This window comes from Cobetia amphilecti (assembly GCF_032923285.1).
GTDB lineage: Bacteria > Pseudomonadota > Gammaproteobacteria > Pseudomonadales > Halomonadaceae > Cobetia > Cobetia amphilecti.
The window spans coordinates 814,479-831,214 of record NZ_CP136695.1; the positions used below are offsets into that span (position 1 = coordinate 814,479).

The following is a 16,736-nucleotide window of genomic DNA, read 5'->3' on the forward strand; positions in this document are numbered from 1 at the left end:
ATGCAGCGACTCAACCACCGCCTGATATGGGATTTCGTGACATGCCAACTGACCGTTGGTCATTTTGTTTAATTAACGATAATTAATAAATGATATTTGGCGGGAATCGAATCCTGTCGTGACGAAAATCATGCTTTGAGTTGAGTCACATTCGAGCTGGCTCATACGGTGTGCTGAGAGGTGAGTCTGGCGGGCAAGAGAGGGCGTTGCTCAAAAAGGCTATCTCGCCTGGGGAGCCGGTATCAGGTGCTGGCATCCGTGGCAGGCGTTAGTGGCCACGCTCTGCTATGCTCTGCGCCCGCGCGTAAGCCCGTTCGGCTCGTGCCTGTTCATCGATTGAAGGAATGTCCCCGTGACTGACGCCACCGCCACCCCTGCCTTTGCCTCTCTGGCGCTGGCGCCCGAGCTGCTCGACAACCTCGCCACGCTCGAATATCACACCATGACGCCGATTCAGGCGCAGAGCCTGCCGCCGATGCTGCAAGGCCGCGATGTCATCGCCCAGGGCCAGACCGGCTCCGGCAAGACCGCTGCCTTCGGTCTGGGGCTGCTGTCGCGTCTCAAGGTCTCGCGCTTCCGTGTGCAGTCACTGGTGCTGTGTCCGACACGTGAGCTGGCCGATCAGGTTGCCGGCGAGATCCGTCGTCTGGCGCGCGGCCTGCACAACGTCAAGGTGCTGACTCTGTGCGGCGGCGCCCCCTTCGGCCCGCAGCTGGGCTCGCTGGAACACGGCGCGCACATCATCGTCGGCACGCCGGGACGCGTGGATGAGCACCTGCGCAAGGGCAGCCTGAGCCTGGTCGAACTCAATACCTTGGTGCTGGATGAAGGCGACCGCATGCTCGACATGGGCTTCGCCGAGGTGCTGGATGCCATCGTCGCCGAGACCCCGGAGGAGCGTCAGACGCTGCTGTTCAGCGCGACCTTCGCCGATGGCGTGCGCCCGATCGCCGAGCGCATGCTGCGTGATCCGGTCAGCATCGAGGTGGCCTCCACCCACGATGACAGCAGCATCCGTCAGCTGTTCCACCGTGTCGCCGATGACGAGGCGCGCTTCGAGGCGCTGCGTATCCTGCTGCTCAAGTACCGCCCGGAATCCAGCGTGGTGTTCTGCAACACCAAGCGTCAGGCGCAGGAAGTCAGCGACGCGCTCAATGAGCACGGCTTCAGTGCCATGGCGCTGCACGGTGATCTCGAACAGCGCGAGCGTGACCAGACACTGGTGATGTTCGCCAACAAGAGCACCTCGATTCTGGTGGCCACCGATGTCGCGGCGCGCGGGCTGGATATCGAAGCGCTGGATGCGGTGTTCAACTACGAGATCGCGCGTGATCTCGACGCCCACGTGCACCGTGTCGGGCGTACCGGCCGTGCGGGCAGCTCCGGTATCGCCTGCACGCTTTACACCGAGAAGGAAGACTATCGCCTGACCAGGCTGGGCGAATTCCTCGAGCAGACGCTGGAAGTCGAGCCGCTGCCCTCGAAAAGCATGCTGACGCGCGAGCCGTTCCATGCGCGCATGGCGACGCTGCAGATCGACGGTGGCAAGAAGGACAAGCTGCGCCCCGGCGACATCCTCGGCGCGCTGACCGGTGACGGCGGCCTGGAAGGCAGCAAGATCGGCAAGATCAAGGTACTGGCGCGGACCACCTTCCTCGCCGTGGAGCGTGATGTCGCCAAGTCGGCACTCACCCAGCTGATGAATGGCAAGCTCAAGGGGCGCTCCTTCCGCGCGCGTCGTCTCAAGAGCTGAGGCGGGCGGCGTCGGCGCGATGCTCGAGCAGTGTCGGCGACGTGTCTGACCGGTAGCGGCGAGAAGCCTGAGAGGGGCTGAACCAGGCTTTTCATCTGCCATGCGACCTTGATATCACCCCAAGCGATGCCCGCCACCACGGCGGGCATCGTGCTTTTTGAGCAGCAGATTGACGCTCGCAGCCGCTGCGGGCGGTGGCTAAGCTTGAGGTAACGTCCCTGACCATCAGGGCGCTGATCCGGTACCTCGTGATGACTGCCAACGCCGTCGATAATCTTCGCATTCGTGAAGAACGTCTCATTGATCATGAGCGCATCTACCGCATTCATGAATCCGTCTTTGCCGGCCATCGTGAAGCGCGCCTGGGTGACAGATTGCGTCGAGGCAATCTGGCGCAGATTTCGCTGGTGGCCGAGCGTGTCACCGACCCGGAAACCGGCCGCCACCTCAGTGAAGGCGAGGGCGGCCTGCTGGGGCATGTGATGGTGTCGCGCGTGGAGCTTTCCGGCTATCCGGACCGCGTGCTGATGGCGTTGGCGCCGCTGGCGGTGCTGCCCCAGCATCAGCGTCACGGCATCGGCAAGCGGCTGGTGATCTCGGCAGTCAAGCGCTGTCGGCTGCTGGGGGCGGGGGCCGTGGTGGCGGCAGGCCATGCGGATTTCTATACCCATCTGGGCTTTCATCCGGCGTGTCATTACGGGCTCTACTGCCATCATGACGACGTGCCGGGTTCCTTCGTCGCCTTCGAGCTGCTGCCGGACTATCTGGAGGGGCTGGGCGGTGAAGTGCAGTTTCCCGATACCTTCTCTGAGCTGGGTATTTGATCAGCAACAGGCAACTCGGCGTTGCGTGACCCTTGAAACGGCAAGGCTCCCGCTCCATGTCATGGGTAACACCACGTGGCAGCCTGCGTGAGATGGCAGCTGTCGCGTCATTCCGACCGATGATTCAAGGAGAGACATCATGAAGCTCAAGACTCTGGGTAGTTCGCTGATGATTGCCATGCTCGGTCTCGGTGGCCTGTCGCTCGCCGGTTGCGAGGACGAAGGCCCGATGGAGAAGGCCGGTGAGAAGATGGACAACGCCGTCGAGGAAGCCGGTGATAGCGTCGAGAACGCCACCGATAGCTGAGGCTCGGCTGTCAGCGCCGCGATGAATCGCCGCTGACCTGAGCTGTCGACAGACACAAGAAGGCCCCGCCTCCCATGAGGTGGGGCCTTCTTGTGTCTGGCTAGGGGAGAAAGCAATCCGCTTATGCCGAGGCGGGCTGCTGCTCGCTCTGTTGCTTGCGGTCCGCGACGGCGGCGTCGTAGGCGCGGCTTTCCTCGGCTTCGGTGGCGGCGCTGAAACGCACCAGCAGCGCGAACAGCGAGATCACGATCACGCCCATGCCCAGGTACATCAGGCCTTCCTGGTAGGTCAGCTCCTCACTGCGGAACAGGAAGCCCGCGGCGACCGCGCCCGCGTTGCCGCCCGCACCGACGATACCGGCGACCGCGCCGAGTGCCTTGCGATTGACGAAGGGCACGATACCGAAGGTCGCGCCTTCCGCCATCTGCACGAAGAGGCTGAAGACCAGCATGATGCCGATGGCCACCGCGAGGGTTTCCATCTGGGCGAAGCCGACCAGCGCCACGCCTTCACACAGCAGCGCGATGAACAGCCAGCGCACGCGGCCCTTGAGGCCGGACTGGCGGGCGAAGAGATCAGAAAACACGCCGCCCAGGGTGCGGGCGAACAGGTTCATCAGGCCGAACAGCCCTGCGATGAGACCGGCGGTGGCGAGGTCGAGATCGAAGTGATCGAAGAAGTAGATGGCGGCGACGTTGTTGATGGTCAGCTCGACCCCGAAGCAGGCGCCATAGACGAGGAACAGGGCCCAGACGCGGATGTCGCGTGCTGCCGCGCCGAAGGTGGCGCGCATGCTGTATTCCTTCTCGGCCTTGGGCAGCTCACCGCGCTCACGCAGCTCGCTGAAGTTGCCGTCCGGCGCATCCTGGGTGAAGAAGTAGTAGGCGATACCGGTCAGGAACAGCACGATGCCCGGCACGACCATCGCCAGACGCCAGCCCAGGGTCTGCTCGACGCCCAGCATCAGCAGGCCGGCCATCACCAGCGGCATCAGCATCTGGGTGGTGCCGCCGCCCAGGTTGCCCCAGCCCGCGGTGGTGGCGTTGGCGGTGCCGACCACGTTGGGGCCGAACATCACGGAGGTGTGGTACTGGGTGATGACGAAGGAGGCGCCGATGGCACCGATGGCCAGGCGGGCCAGGAAGAAGGATTCGAAGCTGTCGGCGAAGCCGATGCACATCACCGGCAGCGAGCCGAGGCACAGCAGCCAGGTGTAGGCCTTGCGTGGCCCGATGCGATCACACAGCACGCCGATGGCGAGACGCACGATCACCGTGATGGCGACGGAGGCGATGATGGTGTTGCCGATCTGGGTCTTGGTCAGGCCGAGGTCGTCACGCACCACGGCCATCAGCGGCGCGATGCCGAACCAGCCGAAGAAGCAGACGTGGAAGGCGAACCACGACATGTGGAAGGCGCGCATTTGCGGGGTGTTGAAGCTGAACAGCCGGATGCGGCTGGCCTTGTTGCGGATATCCATGAGTGGGCTCCTGATTCAGCGTCGGTGCCGGGCACGAAGTCAGGTGTGCTCGGCGAGTGGTCGAACGGCTGTGAATGAACGACAGCAAGGGCGCCTCGTCATTGAGGGGCCTGGTTCGACGCACTCGTACTCCGAAGAGCCTGGTCCACGTCATGGATAGCGATGGCAGCAGTCGGTGATGCCATGGTTGCCGGCAGCAGAGCGTCTGTGCGGCAAGTGACAGGAACAAAGCAAGTAGCGCGCCAGTTGCGGGGGTGTGGGCGGGACAAGTCCCAGAAGATCAATGGCTTGGCGAGGGCAATAGGTTGGCATGCGCAGGCGGTGCCCCGGGCTGGGTGCGCGCTCGATGCGCGCTGGCGGTGCGTCATCGAGGCGCGAGGTACCAGTCTGGCGCACGCGAATGGCGCTGGGAGGGTCGGGCAGGCGCGTGCCTCATTGCAGTGCAGCGACGCTTTCGGCTCGGCCGCTCTGAAGGCCCTTGGCCGCAGGGTTGCACCAGATTGCGGCACGAATCCTGCTTGGGTGTACGGCAAGTCTCATGCCCGACCCAAGGAAACCTGACATGCCCGTGACCGTGCTGATCGTCGATGTCCGCAGTGAGCGCTCCGCCGCGCTGGAGCAGGCGCTATTGAGCGCCGGCTTCGAGGTGGCGCTGCGCGTTGACGAGCACGAGGACCTGCACGCGCTGGTCGAGCAGCATCAGCCCGATGCGGTGATCATCGACGCCGACCTGCCCAGCCGCGACACCCTGGAGCATCTCGGCCAGCTGGGGCGACGCTATCCCAAGCCGATGATCATGCTGGCCAGTGAAGATGCCCCGGACCTCGTGCGTGAGGCGGCCGGCGCCGGTGTCTCGGCCTATGTGGTGGACCACGTCATGCCAGCGATGGTGCGCAGCATGGTCGAGGTCGCCATCACCAGCTTCGAGGCGCACCGTGCGCTCAAGGGGGAGCTCAACCGTACCCAGACCACATTGGTGCAGCGGCGCAGCGTCGATCGTGCCAAGGCCGTGGTGATGGAGACGCGTGGGCTCAGTGAAGATGCCGCCTACCAATACCTGCGCAAGACCGCCATGAACCGGCGCCTGGCCCTGCATGAGCTGGCCGATGAGCTGCTCAAGGCCGCGCGTCGGCGCTGAGCCGGTCGCCGTACTGTCCTTCTCTCTCGATCGTTCAAGAGGTGTGCGTGATGCCCACAGATGTACCCCTGAATGGCCATCAGCTGACGCTGGGCCTGATGCCACTCAATGATGCCGCGCCCTTCGTGGTCGCTGAGCAGTTGGGGCTTTTCCGCGAGGAGGGGCTGGCGGTGACACTCAAGTGGCAACCCTCGTGGGCGGCGTTGCGTGATGACCTGCAGACCGGTGTGCTGCAGGGTGCGCAGATGCTGGCGCTGATGCCGCTGACCTCGACTCTGGGCCTGGATGGCCGCGCCACGCCGGTGATCAGTGCCATGACGCTCAATCTGGGCGGCAACTCCATCACGCTGTCGCGCGCGCTGATGGCCACCCTCGGCGAGGACGGCCACGACCTATCCAGTCCGTTGCAGGTCGCGAAGGCGCTGGCGGCGCATGTGCGCGAGCGCAAGCAGCGCGGTGAGCCGCTGCTCAAGCTGGCCAGCGTGCACCCGTTCTCCTCGCACCGTTATCTGTTGCGTTACTGGCTGGCGGCGGGCGGCATCAATCCGGACCGCGACGTCGAGATGCGCGCCGTGGCGCCGCCGCTGATGGCGGCGCAGCTGGCCAGCGGTGCGCTGGATGGCTTCTGTGTCGGTGAGCCCTGGAACAGCCTGGCGGCGGCGCAGGGCATGGGGCAGGTGGTGGCGGGCAGTCACGATATCTGGCGCTTCGGGCAGGAAAAGGTGCTGGGCGTGCGCGAGGACTGGGCGGAGCAGCATCCGCTGGCGCATCAGGCGCTGATTCGCGCGCTGCTCAATGCCTGCGCCTGGCTGGACCGCCCCGGCAATCGGGCCAGAGCCGCCGAGTGGCTGCACGACGAGGGCATGCCGGAGGTGCCGATGAGCGTGGTGACGCGCGGGCTGGAAGACGTCGATGTCGAGCAGTCGGTGGACGACTTCCAGCAGCACAATCCCGGCTGGACCATCTTCCATCGCTATGCGGCCAACTTCCCGTGGCGTTCCCAGACCCGCTGGTACATCGCCCAGATGCAGCGCTGGGGGCATCTGCAGGGCTTCAATGACGAGGATCTCGAGGCGACGCTGACACGCTGTGTGCGCCCGGACCTCTACCGCACGGCGGCCCGCAAGCTGGGCATGGTGGTGCCGGTGGCGGATGAGCGCAGTGAAGGCACGCATCCGGCACCCTGGTGGCTGAGCGGCGAGGCAGGCCAGGTGCCGATGCCGGCGGATGGCTTCATCGATGGCGCGGTCTTCGAATGATGTCGCAGGCGCGGTTCTTGCCGATCCGCGCTGGCGCGGGATTGCACAGCACTTGCAGAGTCGCCATCTCCTTTGCCGGATGACAGGGCAAACCTGACGGCTCAGACATGTTGGCAGTGCGGTTGTGATATTCTCATCGCACTGCCAGCACCGAGTCAGGGGATCGCATGACCACTCGCAAGTCTCAGATTCGCAAGGATAATGTCGGCCGCATCCTGCTCGCCGCCGAAAAGATCTTCGCTCTCAAGGGCTATGTCGGCGCCAGCATGGTCGATATTGCCGCCGAGGTAGAGCTGCCCAAGTCCAATTTGCATTACTACTTCAGCACCAAGGAAGCGCTGTATCGCGCGGTGCTCGATGGCCTGTTGGCGCTGTGGAAGGAAGATGCGCTGTGCTTCGAGGCCTACGACGACCCGCAGCTGGTGCTCTCCACCTACATTCGCGCCAAGATGATGCACTCGCGCCAGCGCCCCTATGGCTCCAAGGTGTGGGCCAGCGAGATCATGCAGGGTGCGCCGGTGCTGGGCGAAGAGCTGACGGTGTGGCTCGACGAGTGGGCCGAGATGAAGAAGTCACGCCTGCGCCAGTGGATCGGCGAGGGCCGCATCGACAACGTCGATGCCTCCGCCTACCTGTACATGATCTGGGCCAGCACCCAGCACTATGCCGACTTCGATCATCAGATCGCGGTGCTCAATCAGGGCAAGGCGCTGAGTGATCGGGAATTCGAGCAGGCGGTGCAGAACGTGACGCGGGTGCTGCTGAAGGGGGTCGGTTTGTCCGCCTGAGTCAGCAGGTGACTTCATGGTTTTATTGTCCTTAAGCTAATTATGGTCATCATTGGTGGGCCATAAAGCCAATCAAAAAGGGGCTGCCATTGCTGGCAGCCCCTTTTCCATTCTCATCTATTGCTAGCTGTTTCCCGGGATCAGAGGAGCACCTGACGATCAGGCCGCGCGATGCGGATTGCGTGGGTCCTCCATCCAGTTCATGTACGGCTTGCCGGTGTCCTGCACTTCCATGGTGATGCAGTCCTCGACCGGGCAGGTGATCTCGCACAGGTTGCAGCCTACGCAGTCGGCGTCCTTCACCTCATAGCGGGCGGTGCCGTTGTCCTTGGCCAGATGCATGATGGCCTGGTGCGAGGTGTCCTCGCAGGCGATGTAGCAGCGTCCGCAGCCGATGCACTTGTCCTGGTCGATGCGGGCGATCACCTGATAGTTCATGTCCAGCTGCTTCCAGTCGGTGGTGTTGGGCACCGCCGCGCGCGAGAACTCGTCGATACGCTGATAGCCCTTGCTGTCCATCCAGCGCCCCAGGCCGTCCTTCATCTCCTCGACGATGCGGAAGCCGTGCAGCATCGCCGCCGTGCACACCTGCACGCTGCCCGCGCCGAGGGCGATGAATTCCGCGGCATCCTCCCAGTTGGAGATGCCGCCGATGCCGGAAATCGGCAGGTTGGCGGTTTCCGGCGTGCGCGCTATCTCGGCCACCATGTTCAGCGCGATGGGCTTCACGGCGCTGCCGCAATAGCCGCCGTGGGTGCTGCGGTCACCGACGATGGGATGCGCGACCATGCGGTCGAGATCCAGATGGGTGATGGAGTTGATGGTGTTGATCAGCGAGACGGCATCGGCGCCGCCACGCCAGGCGGCCTTGGCCGGTTCACGCACGTCGGTGATGTTGGGGGTCAGTTTGACGATCACCGGCAGCGAGCTGTAGGTCTTGCACCAGCGCGTGACCTGCTCGACATACTCCGGCACCTGGCCCACCGCCGCGCCCATGCCGCGTTCCGGCATGCCGTGGGGGCAGCCGAAGTTGAGTTCGATGCCGTCACAGCCGGTGGCCTCGACCTGCGGCAGGATGGTCTTCCAGGCCTCTTCCTCGCACGGCACCATCAGCGAGACGATCAGCGCGCGGTCCGGCCAGTCCTTCTTGACCTGGGTGATCTCGCGCAGGTTGATCTCCAGCGAGCGGTCGGTGATCAGCTCGATGTTGTTGAAGCCGCTGACCTCGCCATTCGGGCCATAGTGCGCCGAGTAGCGGGAGGAGACGTTCACCGCCGCCGGGTCTTCACCCAGCGTCTTCCAGACCACACCACCCCAGCCGGCCTCGAAGGCGCGCACCACGTTGTAGGCCTTGTCGGTGGGCGGAGCGCTGGCCAGCCAGAAGGGGTTGGGGGCGCGGATGCCGGCGAAGTTGACCGACAGATCGGCCTTGTAGCTGGCGACGTGATCGCCGCTTGATCCAGCACCTGCCGGGTGGGCGTTGTCGTCATTGAGCGGGGTATGAATGGTCATCAGGCGGCCTCCACCTTGAGCATCAGATCGTGATGGATGGCCTCGGCGGCCAGCTTGCCGTGGGCGACGGCTTGAACGGTCAGGTCCTGCCCGCGGGCGATGCAGTCACCGCCGGCATAGACGCCGGGCAGACTGGTGCGCAGCATCTCGTCCACCTCTATCTTGGCCCCCTCGCGGGCCAGCCCTGCGGCATGCGCATCGCTCAGGCTCGCGTCATCGAAGCCCTGACCGATGGCGGTGAAGACCCCATCGCAGGCCAGCGTGAAGGTCTCGCCGGTATCGACGAGGCGGCCATCCTCGACCCGCGTGCGCGCGAACTGCATCGCACTGAGCGCGGCATCACCACCCTCACTGCCGCTTGCCACATCGATGGCCAGCGGGCGCGCCCAGGTGTGGATCATCACGCCATTGGCGCGCGCGATTTCCTGTTCGTGATGGGTGGCGGACATCTGCTCCTCGCCACGCCGGTAGACCAGGTCCACCGTCTGCGCGCCCAAGCGTTTGGCCTGCACGGCGATGTCGATGGCGGTGTTGCCCGCGCCGATCACCACCGCGTGCTTCGGTACTGCCAGGGCGTTCAGTTCGCCGCTCTGACGCAGCACCTTGATGAAGTCGGTGGCCGCCATCAGGCCGCTGGCATCCTCGCCGGTCAGGCCGAGGGCATGGCTGGTGCCAAGGCCGAGGCCCAGGAAGACGCTGTCGAATTCGCGTGTCAGAGAGGCTAGCGCCAGGTTGTCGCCGAGGCGCTGACCGTGGCGGATCTCGATGCCGCCGATCTCGAGCAGGAATTCGACCTCGCGGGCGGCGAAGTCATCGGTCAGCTTGTAGCGGGCGATGCCGTATTCGTTGAGACCGCCGGCCTTTTCCTCGGCCTCGAAGACCACCACGTCGTGGCCGAAACGCGCCAGACGATGGGCGCAGGAAAGCCCGGCAGGCCCGGCGCCGACCACCGCGATACGCCGACCGGTACTGGCGCCACGCGTGAACGGATGGGCTTCGAACTGGGCGTTGTCCAGCGCATGTCGCTGCAGCAGGCCGATCAGCACCGGCTGGCACTCATCGCCCTGATTGCGCACACAGGACTGCTCGCAGAGGATCTCGGTGGGGCAGACGCGGGCGCAGCTGCCACCGAGGATATTGGCATCCAGAATCTCGCTGGCGGCGCCTTCGAGATTGTCATCGTGGATACGGCGAATGAAGGTCGGGATGTCGATGCTGGTCGGGCAGGCCTTGATGCAGGGTGCATCGTAGCAGTACAGACAGCGCGAGCTCTCGATGAAGGCCTGGCGCTTGCTGAGCGCCGGATGCAGGTCTGTGAAACGCGCACTCAGCGCCTCTTCCGCGAGCCCGCTCGGGGCCCAGTGGGAAGGAGTGGAGGATGTGGTCACGGTGTGGCTCCTGCCCGCGCTCAGGCGCGGGGTCGTTGTTGTTGATCTTGCAGGCGAGTCGGGTTGCGCTTCTTGGCTGGCAGCGGCTTGTTTGGAAGTGCTAAGGGACCGGCAGCGCGTCAGGTGCGCCGCCAGGTCGTCGTTCAGTCGTGCCGTACTGGTCTCAGCCGTTTCGTACTGTTCTCGGGTGGGTCGTTCGCCGACCGTCAGCTGCGATCCACGGCACTGACGACGTTGCTCTCGGCGCGGGCCTTGAGCTGGTCGAACACGCTGGGGTAGGCCGGACGCTCGACATACTGGCCGTGGCCGCGCTTGGCATGCAGTTCGCCATCGCGCCATGCCCAGTCGCCGCGGCTGATGGTGTGGCGCGGAATGCCCTTGACGGTTCGGCCTTCGAAGATGTTGAAGTCGATGTTCTGGTGGTGGGTCTTGGCCGAGATGGTGCGCTCGGCGTTGGGGTCCCAGACCACGATGTCGGCGTCGCTGCCGACGCGGATCGCGCCCTTGCGCGGATAGAGATTGAAGATCCTGGCCGCATTGGTGGAGGTCAGGCCGACGAAGTCCTCGGCGGAGAAGCGCCCGGTGTTGACGCCTTCGTGCCACAGCATCGCCATGCGGTCCTCGACCCCGGCGGTGCCGTTGGGAATCTTCGAGAAGTCGTCCTTGCCCATTTCCTTCTGCTCGGCGCAGAAGCAGCAGTGATCGGTGGCGGTGGTCTGCAGATCACCGGACTGGATGCCGCCCCACAGTGCCTGGCGGTGCTCCAGCGAGCGGAACGGCGGGCTCATCACGTGGCCGGCCGCGAATTCCCAGCTCTTGTTCTGATAGACCTCTTCATCGATCAGCAGATGGCCTGCCAGCACCTCGCCGTAGACCGGCTGACCGTGCTCGCGGGCGTAGCGGATCTCCTCCAGCGCATCGGCGGTGGAGACGTGGACCAGATACACCGGCGTGCCCAGGGTTCCGGCGATGCGGATGGCGCGGCTGGCGGCTTCGCCCTCGACCTGCGGCGGGCGCGACAGCGGATGCGCCTCCGGGCCGGTGATGCCGTCGGCCAGCAGCTTCTGCTGCAGGTGGTAGACCAGCTCGCCGTTCTCGGCATGCACGGTGGGAATCGCGCCCAGTTCCAGACAGCGCGCGAAGCTCGAGACGAGGGTGTCGTCCGGCGCCATGATGGCGTTCTTGTAGGCCATGAAGTGCTTGAAGCTGTTGACGCCGTAATCGGCGACCAGCGTCGCCATGTCCTGGCTGACGCTCTCGTCCCACCAGGTGACGGCGACGTGGAAGCTGTAGTCGCAGCACGACTTCTCGGCCCATTCGCGCCAGGTGTGATAGGCCTCCATCAGTGGCTGCTGCGGGGAGGGGATCACGAAATCGATGATCATGGTGGTGCCGCCGGCCAGCGCCGCGGCGGTGCCGGTCTGGAAGTCTTCGCTGGCCACGGTGCCCATGAAGGGCAGCTGCATGTGGGTGTGCGGGTCGATGCCGCCGGGCATCACCAGGCAGCCGCTGGCGTCGATCACCTCGCAGTCGTCCGGTACGTCCAGGTCGGTGCCGATGGCGGTGATGGTCTCGCCGTCACACAGCACATCGGCGGTGTAGCGCTCTTCGTGGGTCTGGATGCTGCCGCCCTTGATCAGGATTGCCATGAGTCTCTCCCGGCCGCATCGCGCGGCCTTGTCCGGCATTGAGTGTCAGGTCGTCTTGTTGTTGTCGTGCGGGTCGTCAGTCCGTCACTCGCCGTCGGTGAGGCGGGTATAGGCATCGGGGCGACGGTCACGGAAGAACTGCCAGTTGTTGCGCACCTCGCGCACCATCGCCATGTCGAGGTCGTGGATCAGCAGCTCATCCTCGGTGGCGCTGGCCTGGGCTTCGATCTGGCCGCGTGGATTCACGAAGTAGGAGGAGCCGTAGAACTCGCCGATATCCCAGGGCTGTTCATGGCCGACGCGGTTGATGGCGGCGATGTAGCAGCCATTGGCGGCGGCGGAGGCGGGCTGCTCCAGCTCCCACAGGTATTGGGAGAGGCCCGCGACGGTGGCGGAGGGATTGAAGATGATCTCGGCGCCGTTGAGCGCCAATGCGCGCCAGCCTTCCGGGAAGTGGCGGTCGTAGCAGATGTAGACGCCGATGCGCCCGTAGGCGGTGTCGAAGACCGGCCAGTCGGACTTGCCCGGCTTGAAGAAGAATTTCTCCCAGAAGCCCGCCACCTGCGGGATGTGGGTCTTGTGATACTTGCCCAGATAGCTGCCGTCGGCATCGATGACGGCGGCGGTGTTGTAGTACACCCCCGGCTGCACTTCCTCGTAGATGGGCACGATGATCACCATCTGATGCTTCTTCGCGTACTGCTGCATCAGGGTGACGGTGGGGCCGTCGGGCACGCGCTCGGCGGCGGCATACCATTTGGCATCCTGGCTCGGGCAGAAATAGGGCTGATTGAAGACTTCCTGGAAGCACAGGATCTTGACGCCTGCCTCACCGGCCTGGTCGATCAGCGGCAGGTGGGCCTCGTTCATGGCATCGCGGATCTGCGCGGGCTCGAGGTCGGTGGAGACGTTGAGTCCCATCTGGATGACGGCGCAGCGCAGCTTGCCGGCATCTTCGGTATAGGAGATGCGGGAATCGTTCGACATGTCTTCCTCATCGGGCGCTTGGCGCCGGTTGTTGTTGTCTTCAATGAGTGCTGGTGGACTGAACGGGTGGGCAGGGATAGCGCGAAATGGCTCCAGGAAAAACACGCCGCCTGCCTGGCAAGTCTGCATGCCGCTGGCAGGCATCGTGGGTCAGGAAAGGTCCGATTTAAATCCTGTCTCACCAGTCAGCTTAATGAACATTAGACAGTGTTCCCGCGTTCGGCAAGATGAAGTGTCAAATAAAGTCTTTTGGATTTATCTTGTTGTTATCAAAGAGTTTTTGTCCAAGAAAAGGCCATGTTTCACCATTGTGGTGCCTGGGGGATCAGCGTGGTTCACGCGATTTTCAAGGCAAAAGGCGATGCACAACAGTGGCTTGTGATCGTTTGCAGGGGCATTGCGCAAGACCGCCTTGCACCAGCTTGGAACCTGACCATACTGACAGTTGTCGCGAACACGGCTTGTCGCCACCTGACAGGCGTCATGCATGAAAATACACGCCATTGCATCTCAAGTTGTCTTGCAAGACAGGTTTGATTTGTCGGCAATAATCCGGCCGGCGGCATGCGATTTGCCACAGGGTTTTACACGTGAACTGCGCAAGGTGTTTCTTCTACACGGCCTGCCATAGATTCGTCTGCCGCAGATTCGTCTGCCGCAGATTCGTCTGCCGCAGAATCTTCTGCATCGGAATTTTCTGCATGCAATGCCGAATGAAGTGAGCCTGATGAAGTGTGCCGAACGGGGAGGAGCGAAGAGGAGTCAGGAAAGCGACGGAGAAGGTGAGGAAGACAGGAAACGACAAGTGACACAAGGCAAGCGCAGTGCATCACCCTCAACAATAACAACAGCTGAACAGGTGAGGACTCATGGCCCCGACACAGACGCGCTCGCACATGGTGCGCAGCAATGAGGAAATGATCGAGCTGGTGGTGGCACAGGATGTCGCCCGCAGCCCGCGTTACAACGAGGATATCGCGCCGACCAAGAGTGCCGAGCGCACCTGGTCGCGCTGGAACATCGCCGCACTGTGGGTCGGCATGTCGATCTGCGTGCCGACCTACACCCTGGGTGGCGTCCTGACCGCCTACTTCGGTCTGAGCGTCGGCGAGGCGCTGTTCACGATTCTGGTCGCCAACCTGGTGGTACTGATTCCGCTGACCCTCAACGCCTTCCCCGGCACGCGCTTCGGGATTCCCTTCCCGGTGGTACTGCGCTCCTCCTTCGGCATCATCGGCTCCAACGTGCCATGCATGATTCGCGCGGTGGTCGCCTGTGGCTGGTTCGGTATCCAGACGATGTTCGGCGGGCTGGCGATCCACCTGCTGCTGTCGAGCCTCTCGGCCGACTGGAAGGCGCTGGGTGGGGTAGGCGAGGTCATCGGCTTCTTCGTGTTCTGGGCGCTAAACCTGTTCGTGGTGATTCGCGGCGCGGAATCCATCAAGTGGCTGGAGACGCTCTCCGCGCCCTTGCTGCTGGCGGTGGGTGTCGGCCTGATGGTGTGGGCGCTGCCGCATACCTCGATCAGCGAGCTGCTGGCCCAGCCGCCGAATCGTCCCGAAGGCGATGGCGTGGCCAGCTACTTCATGGCGGGCCTGACCGCGATGGTCGGCTTCTGGGCGACGCTGTCGCTGAACATTCCTGACTTCAGCCGTTACGCGAAGAGCCAGAAGGACCAGATCGTCGGTCAGATCATCGGCCTGCCGCTGACGATGTTCTTCTTCGCGGCGCTCGGCGTGGTGCTGACCGCGGCGTCCAGCTCGCTGGTGGGCGAGACCATCTCCGACCCGGTCAACCTGATCGGTCGTATCGACAGCCCCGGCTGGGTCGCCATCGCCATGGTGCTGATCATCATCGCGACGCTCTCCACCAATACCGCGGCCAACATCGTCTCGCCGACCAATGACTTCCAGAACATCGCGCCGAAATTGATCAACCAGACGCGCGGCGTGCTGCTGACCGGGCTGGTCGGGGTGCTGCTGATGGGCTTCGAGCTGATCAAGAAGATGGGCTGGATCGTCTCGGACGTGAGTCTCGAGAGCCTCTATTCCAACTGGCTGCTGGGCTATTCGAGCCTGCTGGGGCCGATCGCGGGGATCATGATCGTCGACTACTTCGTGATCCGTCGTCAGTCCTTTGATCTGCCGGCACTCTATCTGGATGGCAGCACCTATCCGGCCTTCAATCCGGCGGGCTTCATCGCCTTCTTCGTGCCGGTGGGACTGACGGTGATCAGCTTCTCGCAGCCCGGACTGTCCTGGTTCTACGACTACGGCTGGTTCACCGGCTCGCTGCTGGGCGCACTGGTCTACTTCGTTTCCAGCAAGCTGCTGGTCAAGGCGCCGCCGGTGCACCTGCCGGAGGCGGTGCCGGGCAGCGGAGCGCAACGCGCCTGACGCCGCTGGTGAACACGGTGAGTACAACGACAGACGGGCTGCCCATCGGCAGCCCGTCTATCGTTTGTCGTCTATCGTCTATCGTCTATCGTCTATCGTCTGTCGGGGGTGTCAGCCCGCGAGTCCGGGAATGCCGTGCTCGAAGCGCTCGACCATGAAGTCGACGAACTGGCGCACCTTGGGCGAGAGGTGACGATGGCGGGGATAGACGATCCACACCCCGGTATCGCGCACCTGGTACTCATCGAGCACCGAGATCAGCTTGCCGCTGGCCAGGTGGGGCGCGACGTAATAGTCGGGAATCTGGGCAAGGCCAAGGCCCTTGAGCGTGGCGTCCAATAGCGCCGGACCGGAGTTGGCCTGCCAGCTGCCGGTGATGCGCACCTCACGACGCTGGCCCTCGACCTCGAACAGCCACTCGCGCTTGGAGCCGGCCAGACAGCGGTGGCTGGAGAGCTCGGCCAGCGTGTGCGGGCGCGGCGCCTGCTGGAAGTAGTCATGCGAGGCGACGACGAATTCGCGGCGGTCCACCAGCCGCCTTGCGATCAGCGAGGAGTCCTTGAGCACGCCCATGCGGATGGCGACGTCGAAGCCCTCGTCGATCAGTTCCACCGGACGGTTGGTGAAGTGCATCTGCACTTCCAGTTGCGGGTGCAGCAGCTGGAAGTCGTTGACCAGCGGCGCGACGTAGCGCTCGCCGAAGGTGGTGGCGCTGGTCAGCTTGAGCACGCCGCTGGGGCGGGCATGAAAGTCACCGATGGCCTGTTCGGCGGCGCGGAAGCCATCGAAGAGGTGATGGCAGTGCTCGAAATACACCTGTCCGGCATCGGTGAGACGCGTCTGACGGGTGGTGCGGTAGAGCAACTGGGTATCGAGCTGGGCTTCCAGCTGGCTGATCAGACGACTGACATGTGAGCTGGACACCCCGAGATGACGGGCGGCACCGGAAAATGAGCCGATTCTGACGACTTCCACGAAGGCTTCGATACGGTCCCAGCGCTGCATGCTGGCTCCTCTTTCATTGTTGTTGAGTGGCAATAATCATCTGAGTGCCGACGGCTTAATCCCACCCGCATGACTGCGTAGACTGTGTTCCATGCCAAGCCCGCAAGGATGAACCGCAAGGACGAGCCCAGTGCCTGTCGCGTGGGGAGTCCCTCGGGCGACTCATCCATGCAACCTGTCAGGTGCTGCTACCTTTCAGGGTGGCCTCCGTGGTGATCGTCACCACACCAGGGGGCATGAGATTGGCAGC

At 63.8% G+C, this 16,736-nt stretch carries 13 protein-coding genes; 7 read left to right on the plus strand and 6 right to left on the minus strand.

Annotated elements, in window-relative coordinates:
* Positions 1–352 precede the first annotated feature (352 nt).
* From dbpA to R1T44_RS03635, 3 genes are all read left to right on the plus strand, one after another.
* A complete protein-coding gene (dbpA, locus tag R1T44_RS03625; protein ID WP_317292586.1) occupies positions 353–1,753 on the plus strand; it encodes an ATP-dependent RNA helicase DbpA in 1,401 nt (466 codons plus the stop codon).
* A gap of 251 nt (positions 1,754–2,004) precedes the next feature.
* Positions 2,005–2,577 carry a GNAT family N-acetyltransferase gene (locus tag R1T44_RS03630; protein ID WP_054555319.1) on the plus strand — a complete coding sequence of 191 codons (573 nt, stop codon included), beginning with the start codon at positions 2,005–2,007 and terminating at the stop codon, positions 2,575–2,577.
* 139 nt (positions 2,578–2,716) lie between these two features.
* Positions 2,717–2,884: a hypothetical protein gene (locus R1T44_RS03635; protein ID WP_166019763.1), complete on the plus strand. Its 168-nt coding sequence runs from the start codon at positions 2,717–2,719 to the stop codon at positions 2,882–2,884.
* A gap of 121 nt (positions 2,885–3,005) precedes the next feature.
* Here R1T44_RS03635 and R1T44_RS03640 read toward each other — a convergent pair whose 3' ends face one another.
* Positions 3,006–4,364, minus strand: a complete 1,359-nt coding sequence (locus R1T44_RS03640; RefSeq protein ID WP_043333727.1) for a NarK family nitrate/nitrite MFS transporter — start codon at positions 4,362–4,364, stop codon at positions 3,006–3,008.
* Positions 4,365–4,926: 562 nt separating this feature from the next.
* On the opposite strand from R1T44_RS03640, the gene R1T44_RS03645 reads away from it, so the two are divergent.
* The 3 genes from R1T44_RS03645 to R1T44_RS03655 all read left to right on the plus strand — a co-directional run bounded on the left by R1T44_RS03645 (position 4,927) and on the right by R1T44_RS03655 (position 7,549).
* Complete coding sequence (locus tag R1T44_RS03645) at positions 4,927–5,502, plus strand: ANTAR domain-containing response regulator (protein ID WP_054555320.1); 576 nt, start codon at positions 4,927–4,929, stop codon at positions 5,500–5,502.
* Between the two features lie 50 nt (positions 5,503–5,552).
* A complete protein-coding gene (locus tag R1T44_RS03650; RefSeq protein WP_286988941.1) occupies positions 5,553–6,761 on the plus strand; it encodes a CmpA/NrtA family ABC transporter substrate-binding protein in 1,209 nt (402 codons plus the stop codon).
* Positions 6,762–6,928: 167 nt separating this feature from the next.
* Positions 6,929–7,549, plus strand: coding sequence for a TetR/AcrR family transcriptional regulator (locus R1T44_RS03655; protein ID WP_043333730.1), 621 nt, complete (start codon positions 6,929–6,931; stop codon positions 7,547–7,549).
* 159 nt (positions 7,550–7,708) lie between these two features.
* Here the strand turns inward: R1T44_RS03655 and preA are convergent, their stop codons facing one another.
* The 4 genes from preA to R1T44_RS03675 form a co-directional block, all read right to left on the minus strand.
* A complete protein-coding gene (preA, locus tag R1T44_RS03660; RefSeq protein ID WP_175090170.1) occupies positions 7,709–9,061 on the minus strand; it encodes an NAD-dependent dihydropyrimidine dehydrogenase subunit PreA in 1,353 nt (450 codons plus the stop codon).
* A complete protein-coding gene (locus R1T44_RS03665; RefSeq protein WP_175090171.1) occupies positions 9,061–10,449 on the minus strand; it encodes an NAD(P)-dependent oxidoreductase in 1,389 nt (462 codons plus the stop codon). Before R1T44_RS03665 ends, preA begins: the two co-directional genes overlap by 1 nt.
* A gap of 206 nt (positions 10,450–10,655) precedes the next feature.
* Positions 10,656–12,098, minus strand: a complete 1,443-nt coding sequence (gene hydA, locus R1T44_RS03670; RefSeq protein ID WP_317292587.1) for a dihydropyrimidinase — start codon at positions 12,096–12,098, stop codon at positions 10,656–10,658.
* An 84-nt stretch (positions 12,099–12,182) separates the two neighbouring features.
* Positions 12,183–13,085: a nitrilase-related carbon-nitrogen hydrolase gene (locus R1T44_RS03675; RefSeq protein WP_052384559.1), complete on the minus strand. Its 903-nt coding sequence runs from the start codon at positions 13,083–13,085 to the stop codon at positions 12,183–12,185.
* Positions 13,086–13,954: 869 nt separating this feature from the next.
* On the opposite strand from R1T44_RS03675, the gene R1T44_RS03680 reads away from it, so the two are divergent.
* On the plus strand, positions 13,955–15,481 hold the full coding sequence (locus R1T44_RS03680; RefSeq protein WP_175090173.1) for an NCS1 family nucleobase:cation symporter-1: 1,527 nt from the start codon (positions 13,955–13,957) through the stop codon (positions 15,479–15,481).
* 111 nt (positions 15,482–15,592) lie between these two features.
* Here R1T44_RS03680 and R1T44_RS03685 read toward each other — a convergent pair whose 3' ends face one another.
* Positions 15,593–16,486, minus strand: coding sequence for a LysR family transcriptional regulator (locus R1T44_RS03685; protein WP_175090174.1), 894 nt, complete (start codon positions 16,484–16,486; stop codon positions 15,593–15,595).
* Positions 16,487–16,736: the final 250 nt, after the last annotated feature.